Source organism: Cryobacterium sp. Y62, from assembly GCF_002929785.1.
Classification (GTDB): Bacteria; Actinomycetota; Actinomycetes; order Actinomycetales; family Microbacteriaceae; genus Cryobacterium.
This window is the reverse complement of the sequence record NZ_PJJK01000064.1, coordinates 1-14,417: the sequence shown is the minus strand read 5'-3', so window position 1 is coordinate 14,417 and position 14,417 is coordinate 1. Positions and strand designations below refer to the sequence as shown.

Below are 14,417 nucleotides of genomic sequence, written 5' to 3'. Positions count from 1 at the left end.
CGAGTTTGAGACAATAAACATGGCCCTCACGGCCGCCTGAAACCCCAAACCCAACGAGTCAACTGAACTCGGGGCAGTCCCAACTTTCGATGCGAAACCCCGGGCTTCAGCTCTCAAGCTCATGCGGGTATCCCTCATAGTCGACGATGATCTCAGGACAAACGCTGAAGTTTTGACCCCGAAGGATCTCTAGTAAAACCATCCGAACAGCGGTGGGAGGTACGTCACTGCGGCGAGAAGGACGAGACAGATAATGAACCATGGGACTATCGCCGGGAGCACGCGCTGCACAGTGGTGCGTGCGATCGTAGTCGCCACCATAAGGCAGAGACCCACTGGCGGGGTTATCAGTCCAATCCCGAGGTTCAGGACGATCACGAGGCCGAGGTGGAGAGGATCGATGCCCACGGCAAGGGCGACGGGCAGAATGATCGGGACGAAGACGATCATGGCGGCGTTACCTTCCATGACAGCGCCTACGAGCAGAAGTATCACGTTGATCAAGAGAAGAATGACCAGCGGGTTTTCCGTGATCCCGAGGAGGAGGGCTGTGATCGCCTGGGGGATCCCACCTGTGACGAGAGCGTAGGAGTAGATCTGAGCAGCGGCGATGATCAGCATAATGACGCCCACTAGGACCGCACTGTCCAGCGCAGCGGAGAGGAACTTACGTACGTTCATTTCTCGATGCACGACAAGTCCGATCAGGACTGCGAACAGGACTGCAACGGCGCCGCCTTCCGTCGGAGTGAATACACCGATCCTTATTCCGCCGATGATCACGACGGGGAGCATCAATGAGAAGAAGGCACGCCGGAAGCTCGTCCATATCTGCTTCACGGACTGCCGTTCACCTTTCGGGTGCTTCTCCACGATGGCGAAAAAATAAGCGCCGACCATCAGCAGTAATACGGTCGCGAGGCCGATGATGAGGCCATAGAAGAACAGGTCAGAGATCGAGACCTGCGCAAGCACGCCATAGACGATTAAGTTGATGCTGGGCGGGATTGTCAAGAAGATGCCCCCCGCGGTCGCCATCAGCGACGCACTGTAGCGCCTGTCATATCCGGCTTGGACCATCTGCGGGATCATAAGTCTGCCAACGCTCGTCGTATCCGCGACTTGGGAGCCTGAGATGCCGCCGAATACCGCTGTAGTGATAATCGTCGTTTGCGCGAGGCCACCGCGCACCGGCCCCACGATCGCTTTCGCGAACCCCACCAAACGTTGAGTGATTCCTCCAGCATTCATAAGGCTGCCGGCGAAGACGTACAGCGGAATCGCGAGCAGTGAGTAACTGCTGATCCCGCTTACCAATCGTTGCGCGACGATCTCCATCGGAATAGAGCTAAAGAACTGTATGCCGACAATCGAGCTCAGCGCGATCGCAATGCCGACTGGAACGCTCAAGACGAGAAGCGCGATGAACACAAAACCAAGTGCGTATCCCATAATGTCTCCTACGACCTGAACTTCTTGTGATTGTCCGTGAGAAACGTGCTGGTAGAGACGTCGTCCCGTACCCAGGCTGCTTCGGCGTTCGCCTTACTGACGCCTGCCTCAAGCGGGGCCTCCTGTACCGGAAGGGAGAGGTCGTTCTCGAGCTGCTCGATGACCAGCACATCTGCGTCAGCGTTTAGCACGAGCACCCTGCCGGCCCATACCGCGAAGAGACGTTCGAGGATGAAGAAGATAGAGAGTACGCATCCGATTATTACGGGAAAGTACATCCAAGAAACCTTGGCTGGTAATCCCAGCCCACCGCTGATGCCGGGAAGAACCTGGCGCGACACGGAAGGAATGATCTGGAACGCGTAGTAGCCAATGACGCTGAGCGCAATACAAGAGAGCAGGCTGACAAGAGTCGCAAGAAGCTTCACGCCCAACGCTGGCAGGTGGCGGGAGAACATATCGATCGCCAAATGCTCCCCGCGCCGGAATCCGAGTGAGATAGCCAGCATGGACACCCAGACGAAGAGGAGAATCGCCAGTTCCTCCGACCAAATCGTTGGGTTGTTTAGGACGTACCGAGAGAATACCTGATAGAGCAGGGACCCGGTCAGGCCGCAAATTCCTACAATTACGGCCCAGCAGATTATGAGATCAGTAATCGCGAACACGCCGCGCTTCGAGAGGTCCGCCACTGGCGGTATGAGTCTCTTCGTTGAGTTCATCACGCGATTCACCCTTCCTTGGGTACGAGTTCGATTAACATACCGCAACCGGTCGACCAATTACAACCTCGGAAGGCCGACGGTGCACGGATTAGTTGCGCGGGCGTAAAACGTACGGTGGTTCGAGCGACCCCATCGTTGCCGAAGCCTGCCAATCACAACAGCGGTCTGTCCGGTGGATGGCCTACCTCGACGACTCCGGTACGGCGTGCAGTTCGCCGACCTTAGCTCTCCGACTGAACCAGGGCGAGCAGCCTGGCGGTCGCGGTTCGCATGTGCTTGGCCATAGCTGTTGCGGCCGCGTCACCGTCACCCGACATAACCGCGTCGAATACCGCCTGATGCTCTCCTAAGGCTGCGCTCGCAACTTCCGTCTCGCTAAGAATACGATCCGCGTAGACCTGCAGAAGGGACCGGACCACATGGAGGAGGTCAGAGAGCACCGCGTTGCCTGCCGCCCGCTCCAGAACGCGGTGGAAGTCGAGGTCCGCCTGGGAATAGATCTCAAGGTCCGTAAGAGAAATTCGCATTCGATTCAAGAATTTCTCCGCTGGGCGAATAGCATCCGGATCCCCGCGCTCAGCGGCCAACCGCGCCATGTAAACCTCAAGTCCGGTTCGTATCTCGAGTAGCTCGACGGTGTTTCGCTCACCGATGAGGAGACCCCAGCTTAGAGTTTGAGGCAAGAGCTCACTCGCGGTGCCCCGCAAATAAGTGCCTGATCCAGGCCTGACGTCGACGACTCCGAGTATTTCAAGCGCTGCCAAGGCCTCCCTGACAGCGGAACGCCCAACTCCCAGTGCGGTGACGAGCTGACGTTCCGTGGGCAGTCTGGTTCCCGGCTCGATGGCTCCGCCGGTAAAAAGGTCCAATAAGCGGCGGGCCACGGTAGAGACCGGACTCCGGGCTTCCATCGGCGACAACGTCGATGCGATATCTGATGGGCCTGTTCCTGGAAAGTGCGGCATGGTGCGAGTTTACCCGGGAAAACCCTTTGACTCCGGCAATTGTAAAACCGGTTGTGTTAATAAAAATTGGACAACCAGTTGCGCAATCTTCATAAATCCCATAACGTACTGGCATTGACGAGATTGGGTTTAGACCCGACGACGACAGATGAAGTCACAAAGTGGTGGCGACCGCACCCTCAGCAGCGGTGCCTCCTGCCGACATTCTCCATGCACCAAAAAGAAAGGCAAATCATGAAGCAACCATCTCACTCTATGCGCTCGAAACTGTTTGCTGGTGTCACCACCTTCGGGATTGTGAGCATAGCCCTGGTGGGCTGCTCAGCTACAGATCCCACCGCCTCCGGGTCAGAATCCGCGAAGGACACGATCACCCTTGGTCACGCTGGCGCTCCCGACAGCCTGCAAAATAAGGCAGCGCTTCAGATCAAGGAGCGGGTCGAGGAGCTCACTGATGGCGCGGTGACTGTGGAGGTGTACCCCGCCTCGCAGCTGGGAAGCTGGGAAGAGCAACAGGGGAGTATCGAAGTTGGCGCCCAAGACGCCCTAATTGAAAGTCCGGGTTCTCTTGAACGCTACACGGACCTCGCTGCCGTGGGTGTCCTACCCTACCTATACGCGAACCAGGACGAGTTCTTCGAGGTATGGGACGGAGATCTGGGAGCTGACATCATCGACCAGATCTCAGAGGAATCTGGATTCCGCCTACTTGGCAGCTTTTACCGTGGTCCATGGTTGACAGCGACGAACAAGCTCATCGAAAGTCCCTCCGATCTGGCGGGGGTGAAGATTCGCGTACCGAACCAGGCTTCGGTTATCGCGACGTGGGAGGTGTTCGGAGCCAGCCCCACCCCCATGGCCCTGAACGAAGTGTTCTCGGCGCTCGAGCAGGGAGCGATCGATGGTGTTGAGAATCCTATCGATATCCACCGCTACAACAGCTTTTACGAGGTCGTTCCGAACATCGCCGAAACGCATCACATGTATGGCAATTACCACATTCAAGTGTGGGATGAGGCCTATCAGGCCTGGCCGGACAACGTGCGTGATGCTTTCGATCAGGCGGTTGAGGAGGCTTCACTCAGTTACCGGGAAGCGTCCATCGCTGACGCTATCGAAAGTAAAAAGGTCATGATCGAGGGGGGCGCGACGTTCACCGAGGTCGACTTCGACGAGTGGGCCGCTGCCGCGGCACCGGCTTATGAAAAATTCCCGGAAGCGGTCCAGGAATGGGCGGCCAAAGTACGGGAATCATACGGGCGTTAGTCATTTGGTGAGGGAGGCGCCGTCGCTCCCAGTGGCGACGCCTCCCTCACCTCGGAAGACCAGCTAGGTCCTCTCGAACAACCAATCGTCGGCCTGTTATGCGGTTTCGGCCACGACCTGTATGGGGGCCTCTACCGGTCCTGAAAGGAAGAATCGTTGAACTCGCTATCCAGCATTACCGAATTTGTGAAGCTAATTACAGCTCCATCCGGTCCGAGAGGCATCGCCGCAGTTCCGAGCGTTGCGGACATGCGTCTGTTGGCGAAAAAGAAGAACCCCAAAATGATTTTCGATTTTGTGGACGGGGGAGCCGGCGACGAGGTGACGCTCAGGGCCAATGAAGCTGATCTAGCCCGAGTCGTACTGACGCCGCGTACCCTTGTTGACGTTAAGCAGCAGGACACGACAGCACATTTCGCTGGAGAGAAGTTTCCGCTGCCGATCGTCTTGGGGCCGGCTGGTCTCGTACGAGTCGTGGGCAACGGGGGCGAATTGGGGGCGGTTAAGGCGGCGGGTGCGCGCGGGATCCCGTACACCATCAGCACTTCGTCTGCATGGTCGATCGAGGAGATCGCGGACGTCGCAACCGGTCCACTTTGGTTTCAGCTTTACCTGTGGCGTAGCAAGGAAATGATCGCGAACCTCGTCGCACGCGCAAAGGATGCTGGCTGCTCTGCTATCGTTCTCACGGTTGACGTGCCCCTGAACGCTAACCGCATCCGCGACTTGCGCAACGGCATGTCCATCCCTCCTCGCCTGAGCATTCGAAACGCTTACGAGGCGCTACGACGACCCGCTTGGCTCTTAGACATGCTGCAGGCGCCGCCAATCGGGTTCCGCAACTTTCAGGGGATTGCCGAAGGTGATAGTGCCAAATCCCACAGCGAGTTCATCAACACTCAGCTGGCTAATCTGTCCGCTGACTGGGACGATCTCGCTTGGCTTCGCCGTACATGGGACGGCGCACTCTATATAAAAGGAATCACGACGGTCGAAGACACTCGACGTGCACTCAGCGCCGGGGTCGACGGTATTATCGTCTCCAATCACGGGGGGCGTCAGTTGGATGGGCTTCCCAGCTCGGTTTCCGCGTTCCCTCGCATTGCAGATGCGATCAACGGTCAGGTGGACCTGATGCTCGACGGAGGTATTCGTACTGGTGTGGATATCGCGCGCGCTCTCGCACTAGGTGCAAACGCCGTCACCATCGCGCGACCATGGGTATACGGGGTCGCGGCCAGCGGCCAGCGCGGCGTTGAGCGGGTGATGGCGATTCTTGAACAGGAATTCAAGCAGACGCTGGCTCTCGTGGGTGCGAATAGCGCCATTGAGCTCGATGGCAGTTTCGCTCATTTCCCTTCTGAATGGCTCGAGAATCCAACGCGTACATCGGACTCGGTATCGGTATCCTAAGCAGACGAATTCCTTACTTCGGATGGGTTGGAGAGTTCCGCAGCCCGTTCACCAGAACCAGCGTTTCGCTTGGGCCCGGCTCCGGAAACCTAGACACGATTATTCGCGTGTCACACGACCGTGCCCGATCGGATTATCACTAACCCGAGGCTACGAGTGCCTTGAGCCCCTGCACCCTGTTGTTACAGGGTGCAGGGGCTCTTCCGGCTCTGGATTTGTAGCTACTAAACTAAATGCAAAAAATTGATCGAACGTCAGGATTCGCTTCAAAATGAGGGCACGACGAAGTTATCGACGGCGATGCATCTGCCCAAAGTGCGAAGTAAGATCCGAACGAAGTCCGAGGAGGCACAAGCCTACGCACCGGTGTTCCTATCGCTAGGGCGCGCAGGTCAAACACACGACGCTGCGAACCTGACCTCGTTGTCGGAGAGCGCCAACCAGATCCTCAAAACATCGTTAGCGGGGAAGACTTTCGGCGTTACTGATCCCTTGCCTCATCAACTCAGCATATTTGTTGCGTGTCTAGACCATCGGCAGTGCGCCGGGGCTCTTTCGCCGCGTTCTTTGGACTGTCTGGCATCGCTTCTCCTGAAACTCGGGTGATGCGACGTTGGCTGGAATACGCACAGTTCTTCATGGCCCTTGACACACGACTGGGTGATGGGCCAGCACGACCCTCGCCGCCGAGAAAAAACTCGCCCAGAAATCACCGTTACCGAGACACTCTTGAGACTGCAGAATCGGAGGCAATGTGCATGGATGTTCGCGGGGCAGCTCGCTGTCGTCGAAGTCCTCGATGAGGAAGGGGGAACGTCACGACAGTACTTGCCTTTATATACCCGCCGACTGGCGCTCCGCTAGACGACGTTCGGGGGCTTCAAGCGGGTCGTCATGAAGTCTTCTTCGAAGCCGCTTTATGTTGTAATCTCCCCGGCGGTTGGCGGGTCAACGAGAGGCGCGCACACCGCGAAAACGGGTAAAAACGTCGATAGGTCCGACCTGGCCGCCCTTCAAGAGGAGTCGGCATCCCCCCAGCCCGGAGTTGTCGTCCGCCACGCAAATGGGACCTGCGGTGACGAACTGTTCGCTCATTCTGATTTGGTTGACTCCTGCCGCCGCGAGCGCGTGGCTCGAGGTGTCACCCCCAGCGATGACGATGTCTCGGCTGAGTCCACGCCTAGCTGCCTCCGCGGCTACGCGACCCATCGTCCCGCCCACGAGACTGGCGGTCAAGTCATCACGCGTCTGCAAGCGGGGGTCGTCGGGGCCGCAGGCAGTATGTGCAACGACGTCGCGACCATCACGCAGTGCCTGCAAGACTTCCTCGATCCACTCGATAGCCTCTGTCGAGTCATCGCCGATCGATTCGGGAGGAATGGGCACACTTACGAATCCATTTGCCACAGCATGCTTGATCTGATCCCCGCTGGTCCTTGATGCGGATGCGCTCACAACGAGCACAGGGCCGCTCGCGGTCGTGGTATCAGGAGCCGCTTGTCTGGTCTCGCCAGTGAGGGTACGCGCCAGGGCGCTCATTATGCCCCCTGATCCCACAACAAGTGAAGGGCGACCGCTCAAAAGCTCTCGAGCTACATTGTCCATGTGAGTCTCATTGATAGCGTCTACGACGAAAGCTTCGTTGGTTCCCCTGACGGCCGCAGCCCAAGTGGCCGCGAAATCGCCAATTTCTTGCACCCCGAGATCAATGAGACCAGGCAACGTCCCCGATCGCAGCTGCAAAGAGAGGATGATTCGCAGATCGGCCTCTGTCATGGGGGTGCTCGGATGATGCGACATGACGGGGTGGCGGTCCAGCCTGTGGACAGCGTCGCCATATGTGCCGAAGTGCTGGGCGAAGGCCGTGTACCGGCCGAAGCCTGGTTGGGCAGGAACGACGGGGATCGGCCCGGCGGTAGGGACGGTTTGGTGAAGGAGCTCAATGGCGCGTCCAATGCTCCCTATCGTCGGTGACGAATCGAACGTTGAACAGACTTTGTAGATCAAAACGTCGGGCTGTAAATCTCGAAGAGCGTTGAGTGCTTCGGTCACCACCTGGTCAAACTCGAGGCCTGATAGTGAACGAGCTGCGCCGGCGACGCCAACCACGTCTGCGTTGGTATTCACAGCCTCAGCAGGGTCAAGGACCATAACTGCTTGCAATCCGAAAGCGTTCGCCTGAGCTAGGACATCCGCGCCGCCCGTGAGGTCGTCGGCAAGAAAGGCTATGCGAGTCATGTCGTCACGGTTTCTTAAACGTACGTAGTGCGACAGACAGTGCGGAATCACCCGAGGCTGCAAGCCGGTCGGCAGAGACCGGCAACGATTGCTCGGACACGGCGGCCTCCCACGCCTGCCGAAGGCTTCGAACACCCGCTGCAGGTCCCTCAGGGTGGGCCGCCACACCACCACCGGCCAGCATCAGCAAATCTTGCGACTTGACCGACGCATAGGTGATCTCTGGTGTGTGAACGTTCTGACCGGACGAAAGGACAGGCAGCGGGTTCAGCGTGTCGCCGAGCGGCAGTTGCAAGCTTCCAATGTTCGTCGCAACCTCTTTGTCGGTCTCGTAAAATTTGCTGCCAAGTCCGCTGACGTGAATCTGATCTGCGCCCGCCAGCCGAACAAGTTTCTGCCACACCCCATAGCTCATGCCGAGCGCGGGATGGCGCATAGAGGCAGCAAGACCTGCCCTGTGCGCATGAATCGGTACTTCAGAAAAACTTCGAAGCCATGCGAGGGCCGGCAGCCCCATGATCGGTACGTTGAGCATGACGCATGTTCCGCCGGCCTTTATCACCTCATCATGACGACGACGTAGGCCGCCGAGGTCGCCCGTGATGTTGAACGCATACATTGTCTGGCGACCAGTCGTCTCAGACGCGGCGAGAATCTCCTGCTGCGCGATTTTTACGCGTTCGCTTAGAGGTAAGTATTTCGGATCTGTCATCAGCTCGTCATCTTTGATGAAGTCGACGCTTGCTCTCGTTAGTTCACGAACGATGGATCGGAAGTCGTCCGGTGCCAGGCCTACATTGGGCTTGATGATGGTCCCGACTAGCACACCGCTCGAATTACCGATCAGGCGCCGAGTACCAGGGACGCCGAATTCAGGGCCGGGATGCGCATTGATGAAATCGGGTGGAAGGTCGATCGACTCCAGTCGACAACCCGTCAGGTCGCCGAGCTCGAAGAGATTTCCACCTATAGCCGTCAGCAGTGTCGCAAAGTCCGTCCCGATAGCTTCCATAGGGAACTCAATAGTCACCTCGCCGGCCGAGACCTCACGCTGCTCGATTCGTGAAGGCAGAGAAGGTTGCGTTCTACCTGCATCATGCACCGCGATGACTCTTGCTCCAAATCTCTCGTGCAGTTCTACCGTCTCACCAGGCACTTGCACAAATGTTCCGCTCGACTGCTCGCCGGCGAGGATTGATGCCGCAACGTCCAGCTCGAGAGGGGATTCGATCCGATAAACGCATGTAAAGCTCCGGGGATCGCGCAGCGTCATCGTGTCGCTGCCCGGCGGGTATTGACGATTGCCATCGACCCACGACAGTCGATCTCTCTCATTTTCAACAACCTGATCTCCTTCGACTGTTGCTCCGCACGATTCGTCGGCCCACAGGAGTTCGAATCTGAAACTGCCTGCGCGATGATGCTATCAAACATCAACCGGTTGATGTTTCCGAAAAATCGGCTATTCTCGTTCTCACCGGTCCCTCTGGACCGAACCGCTCGCCGATGAGCGCTCTAGAAAGTGCGTTAGCAGGCGACAAAGCGGGTCGTCGCGGTTATTCGAAACGCCTTCTAGCAGGAGTAAAACATGACTATCCCCACTTCCCTTCTGACCGTTGCTGTCATCGGCGCCGGCGGAAAGATGGGCATGAGAGTGTCCAACAACCTAGATTCGAGCACGCATCGGACGTACTTCTCCGATATCTCAACAGAAGGTCAGCGGCGGATCACCGATGCGGGTCGCGTGATCACGCCGTCCGCTGAGGCCATCAGTGCGGCGGACGTGGTCATTCTCGCTGTTCCAGACATCGCACTGGGGAAGATATCCGCCGAGATCGTGCCGGGGATGAAGCCTGGTTCCATTCTCTTCACCCTTGATCCCGCCGCGGCTTATGCCAATCTGCTCTTCCAGCGTGATGACATCGCCTACGCCGTTGCGCATCCCTGTCATCCTTCGGTCTTTCTTCAGCGGAAGACACAGGAAGAAGTCGACGACACCTTCGGTGGCATTGCGGCGCCTCAGGATGTCGTCGCCGCGCTTGATTCCGATGATCAGGAAACGAGACAGGTCGCTGAAGGAGTAATCCGAAGCATCTATTCGCCCGTCGCGGATGTGCACTGGGTGACTGTCAAGCAACTGGCCTACCTGGAACCCACCCTGGTGGAAGTCGTAGCATGCATGGTCGGCGACCTGTTAAAAGAAGCCTTAAACGAGACTGTACACAAGATCGGAGTACCCGAGAAAGCCGCACGAGCGATGTTGGATGGACACATTCAGGTCGCGCTGGCCATCGGTCTCCACGGCGATCACGTCTTCTCCGATGCCTGCCTCGTCGCCATGGACTACGGGCGCGGGAAAATCATCCGTGACGACTGGAAAGAAATTTTCGACGACCGTGAACTCGACAACGTGCTCGCACGAATGCTTCAACTTAACCACATCGACCGACAGGCAAATAACTAGCAGTAAGGACCAAATATAATGCTGAAAATCACCGTTCTATCCCGGCCTGGCCGCTCCGTCGTACTAATGGATTCAATAACTAAATTGACCGTTGAAGACGAAGGGCAGGCCGTGGTCTCAGCGTCTCACGGGGGAGTCAGTTCCGGAGAATTCGCCCTTCAACGCCCAGGCGCTGTGGTCTTCTTCAACGATGCGGGCCGCGGAAAAGAGGAGGCAGGGATCGCTGCCCTGGCTATGCTTGATGCCAAACATATCCCTGCAGGAGCAATCAGCCACACATCAGCCCGCATCGGGGATGCGCAGGATCATTGGGATTCTGGCATAATCTCAGCCGTGAACGAATCAGCCCGCGTGCTGGGCTTCGCTCCGGACCAGCCTGTCTCGATGGCCCTCACGGAATGGGCCGAGACGGGGTGCGTTCGCGGTTAGAAGTGGACTCCTCGGACTTCACTTTCTTAGATTCCGGTGCCCTACACGTATAGATTTCTTCGCCCGATCAACGACAATCGCCCGGACGTCGGAACGTTACGGTCCGCGACGCTCATCCCCGCTGACACCGGAACGTCGGCGGGGATGATCCCTTTTGCGGGTCACTTTGGCGCTCGTGAGAGTGCCCGGCGGCGTTCTGGCGCGTCGAACGACACCGCCCTCAGACTTTCTCACATCAACGCAGTGGATGTCGCGATGCCTAGAACCGGCGACCGCTTCGACATGCTCGGTGCCAGCGTGCTGTATACCGCCACCCAGCAAGAATGCGCGTTCGCAGAAATACTCGCAGGACTCCAACTCGGAGCATCTCAGCCTCACCGGCGACTCCAGCTGCAAGAACCCCCGCCACTCCAAAGCTGGAAACTACGATCGTTGCGCAGGACCGAGATCTCTTAGCGTGCTATTCGTTCCGTTTCGTGAACTGGCCCTTCCTAAGCGTTGTCAGCGTGAGAGTCCGCCACGGTCCCGCTGCTGCACGCTGCTCGTGCTACTGCGGCGTGGTTTGGCGGCCTTGCCCGGCTGGGACAGGACTGCCTCCCTTGGGGGCTTGGCGTTTTCACCGTCTGCGAGGATTCGCGCGTTGATCGTCTTCTGGTCTGCCTTGCCTTCAAGGCTCGCGGCGAATCGTTCGCGACGCTCGGAGCTGTCGTATTCCAGTTCCCCCGACCCGCGCTCGATGCGCGCCTGGTCGGTGACGTCGGCGGCCTGCTTTTGCTCTTCGTCACGAATAGTGAGGTCGGTACTGGCGACTGTCTCGAGGTCGCTGGTATTCCAGACGCGGTCGGCCGTTTCCTGAGCTTCACGTTCGTGTCGGTCGGCGTTGGCTAAGAGGAGCTGGCTCGCGGTGACGTCTTCACCAGCTCGCTGCCGCTCGGTCGCGGCATCGCCGCGGTCGCGCTCAGCGTCCCGCAGTGCCGCAGCGACGGCAGCGGGATCCGCTCCGGGGGCGTCGATGTCGATGTCGTAGCGTTCCTGTACCTCGTGCTTGATGGTGTCGCCGGCGCCACGGGCAACATCATCGACATCCCGCCAGGCGGTAGCAGTCTCATGCACACCGGCGATGTCCTCGGGGGTGGCTTGGTTCCACCATTCGGACTGTTCGATGGGTGCGAGGCTAGCCCGGGCGGCTCCACGCTCAGCCTCAAAGCGTGCTTCCAGCTCGCGCGCCTCTTGGCTTGCGCTTGCTTCGCGCTGTCGTGCCAGCTGCTCGCGGAGTCGGGCGATGCGTTCTCCGAACTGTGACGCGATGGTGAGTGCGATGCGCAGCGAGTCGTCGAACGTTTCGCCCACACCGTCAGTTTCTTCAGCCATGGTCTTCCTCCGTTTAGTCTCTGCCCAGCCCGTCACGCTCGCGTGGCGTGGCTGGGGTCTTTCGTTTGGTCAGCTGCAGCTTGTTGGGCACCGACGAACCGGTTCCCGGCGCCGCGAGCCCGTCGGTCGCCTGTCGCATGACGACCGGAACGTCAGCGGGTTGCATGCGTGAGTCCGGTTGTGTGGTCTTGCTCGGGACCGCCGGGAGTCGATCGGTGACCGCGGCGAACTGGTTACGCAGCATGGCCGTGACTTGCTCGGCCCGGCGGGCATCACCGACTGCGCTGTGCATGTCAAGAATCGCCACCGACACACGGCCCAACTGCCGGAGCATAATCGCTTCAGCCATCGTGCCCTGACCACCGCTGGCTGCCTGCATGAGAATCATGGCGGCGTTCGACGCCGACCCCAGCTGGGCGGGTTTTGGCCGGGACTGGTACGCCCGAAGATGCGCCGACCGGGCCAACTCCCGGGACGTCTGCGCGAGGGGTCCTGGTGTTGCCTCGACGCGCTGCGACCACGCGGCGAAGGCGCCGGCCGTCTCCCGGGCGACATGCGCCCACGTGGCTCTGTCCGTTACGGGAACGTCGCGGAGCTGCTCGCGCAGCTGCCCGATCTCGTCGCTGTACTGCTTCCACATTTCCGGGGACGGCGTCGACTCTTCCCGGCCCGGTGCGACAGGTCGGTACTCCCACGGGTTCTTCGCCGTGGCCCGCCACTCATCGACGGCTCCCTGCGCCGTCTGGGGGCTCTCTGGCCACCCCTCCCGAAGCCTGGGCAAAGTGAGGTCACGGGCAAGTCGGCCACCTCCATACCAGATCGGCTTCTCGCCAGCAGTGGGCCGCACCGCTACCGAATAGCCGGCGACAACGTCATCGCGACCGGCGGCGTAGCGAGGCCGAATGAGCACACCACCACGACGCAGCCGCCGAACAAATTCACCCTCGTCAACGGACGCGGTCGCCGCGGCTCGGACAGAACGCTCCATCTTGTGAGCGTCCACCTCAGCGGCGCTCGAACGTACGGCACGCTCCCGCTCGGCAGGCTTCACGCCGCGCTCTCCGAGCCCCCGACCGCGGCTCTCCAACTGCTCGAGCCCATAGTCGCGTTCAAGGTCGCGGCATACCTCCTGGGCGCGCGTGAAGTCATTGTGTGTCGTTGCTTTGGTCCCGTCCTCGCGCACCAACGACACGGCCAGGTGAATGTGATCATTGCCGTTCGTGGACAGTCCGTGACGCACCGCAACCCACCGGCACGCGGCTTTTCCGCTGCTCTCGGTAAACCCCATCCGATCGGCGAAGTCCTGCGCAATCGATCCCCACTTCTCATCCGAGCGCTGTCCCTCTTCGGCACGCAACGACAGCGAGCAATGCCACACATCCCCGGCAACACGTTTACTCGTCACCGCGCCCGTAACAGGATCGGAATCCTTCACCATTCGCAATACTTCAACGTCGAACGCACGACGTGGAGCGTCCAAGCTCCGCGCAATCGCCAAAGCAGTGTTGGTGTCCAACACGCTGTAACCGTGCTGCGCCATAATCGCCGAGTCGCCGGCTACAAGGTGCTGCTCCTCATGCTCGTTGTGCCGCCCACCGCCGGCCAGGTAGACCATCAGGCCACCCATCTGGCCGCCCCGCCGAATGTTCGGCATCATGACTCGGCCAGCCTGTCGATGACGTCCTCGACCTTGACGGCGAGCGTACGGTACTCAGCCACAACAGCGGCAGCCGTGTCCGGGAATTGGCCCTCCGTATTGNGTGTCCGGAAACTGGCCCTCCGTATTCGCGAACTTCGCCAACTGGTTGACGTTGTTCGAGACATTCGCCATCAACCTGGTCACCACGAACAACTCCGCAATCGCACCCTTACGATCCGTCGTCGTCTCAATGTTCGCGTTCATCGCAGACTCAAACAACAAACGCGGCACCGTCACATCAGCAACCACCGCACGAGCACGCAACTGAGCATCCTCCTCAACCGTCACGTAAACCCGGTAACTCTTCTCCCGCCCACTGACCTGCCGCGGGTATTTCGGACAGCGGAATTAGTGGTTTCTCCTACGCTGCCAATGCTGGCTGTTGATAACCATAA

11 protein-coding genes are annotated in these 14,417 nt (G+C 59.1%); 3 read left to right on the top strand and 8 right to left on the bottom strand.

Going from position 1 to position 14,417, the window contains the following annotated elements:
* Window positions 1–189 precede the first annotated feature (189 nt).
* From CXY71_RS01600 to CXY71_RS01590, 3 genes are all read right to left on the bottom strand, one after another.
* Window positions 190–1,452 (bottom strand): TRAP transporter large permease, encoded by a 1,263-nt coding sequence (locus CXY71_RS01600; protein WP_104133975.1) that lies wholly within the window; start codon window positions 1,450–1,452, stop codon window positions 190–192.
* 8 nt (window positions 1,453–1,460) lie between these two features.
* The gene (locus CXY71_RS01595) at window positions 1,461–2,174 is read right to left on the bottom strand and encodes a TRAP transporter small permease (RefSeq protein WP_104133974.1); all 714 of its coding nucleotides are present in this window, start codon (window positions 2,172–2,174) and stop codon (window positions 1,461–1,463) included.
* 224 nt (window positions 2,175–2,398) lie between these two features.
* A complete protein-coding gene (locus tag CXY71_RS01590; protein WP_104133973.1) occupies window positions 2,399–3,142 on the bottom strand; it encodes a FadR/GntR family transcriptional regulator in 744 nt (247 codons plus the stop codon).
* A gap of 210 nt (window positions 3,143–3,352) precedes the next feature.
* Between CXY71_RS01590 and CXY71_RS01585 the strand changes: the two genes are divergently transcribed.
* Together CXY71_RS01585 and CXY71_RS01580 are read left to right on the top strand one after the other, a co-directional pair.
* Window positions 3,353–4,408: a TRAP transporter substrate-binding protein gene (locus CXY71_RS01585; protein ID WP_104133972.1), complete on the top strand. Its 1,056-nt coding sequence runs from the start codon at window positions 3,353–3,355 to the stop codon at window positions 4,406–4,408.
* A 156-nt stretch (window positions 4,409–4,564) separates the two neighbouring features.
* Window positions 4,565–5,821, top strand: coding sequence for an alpha-hydroxy acid oxidase (locus tag CXY71_RS01580; protein ID WP_104133971.1), 1,257 nt, complete (start codon window positions 4,565–4,567; stop codon window positions 5,819–5,821).
* A gap of 948 nt (window positions 5,822–6,769) precedes the next feature.
* Here the strand turns inward: CXY71_RS01580 and CXY71_RS01575 are convergent.
* Complete coding sequence (locus CXY71_RS01575) at window positions 6,770–8,059, bottom strand: four-carbon acid sugar kinase family protein (RefSeq protein ID WP_104133970.1); 1,290 nt, start codon at window positions 8,057–8,059, stop codon at window positions 6,770–6,772.
* Between the two features lie 4 nt (window positions 8,060–8,063).
* Window positions 8,064–9,332: a RuBisCO large subunit C-terminal-like domain-containing protein gene (locus tag CXY71_RS01570; protein ID WP_233204329.1), complete on the bottom strand. Its 1,269-nt coding sequence runs from the start codon at window positions 9,330–9,332 to the stop codon at window positions 8,064–8,066.
* Between the two features lie 315 nt (window positions 9,333–9,647).
* Here CXY71_RS01570 and CXY71_RS01560 point away from each other — a divergent pair, with 315 nt between their 5' ends.
* Window positions 9,648–10,523, top strand: coding sequence for a phosphogluconate dehydrogenase C-terminal domain-containing protein (locus CXY71_RS01560; RefSeq protein WP_104133968.1), 876 nt, complete (start codon window positions 9,648–9,650; stop codon window positions 10,521–10,523).
* 930 nt (window positions 10,524–11,453) lie between these two features.
* On the opposite strand, the gene CXY71_RS01545 is transcribed toward CXY71_RS01560, so the two are convergent.
* The 3 genes from CXY71_RS01545 to mobC are packed head-to-tail and all read right to left on the bottom strand — an operon-like array spanning window position 11,454 to window position 14,310.
* Complete coding sequence (locus tag CXY71_RS01545; protein WP_104133966.1) at window positions 11,454–12,323, bottom strand: hypothetical protein; 870 nt, start codon at window positions 12,321–12,323, stop codon at window positions 11,454–11,456.
* 13 nt (window positions 12,324–12,336) lie between these two features.
* Window positions 12,337–13,980: a relaxase/mobilization nuclease domain-containing protein gene (locus CXY71_RS01540; protein WP_104133965.1), complete on the bottom strand. Its 1,644-nt coding sequence runs from the start codon at window positions 13,978–13,980 to the stop codon at window positions 12,337–12,339.
* A 54-nt stretch (window positions 13,981–14,034) separates the two neighbouring features.
* Window positions 14,035–14,310, bottom strand: coding sequence for a plasmid mobilization relaxosome protein MobC (mobC, locus tag CXY71_RS20495; protein ID WP_146072707.1), 276 nt, complete (start codon window positions 14,308–14,310; stop codon window positions 14,035–14,037).
* Between the last annotated feature and the right edge of the window lie 107 nt (window positions 14,311–14,417).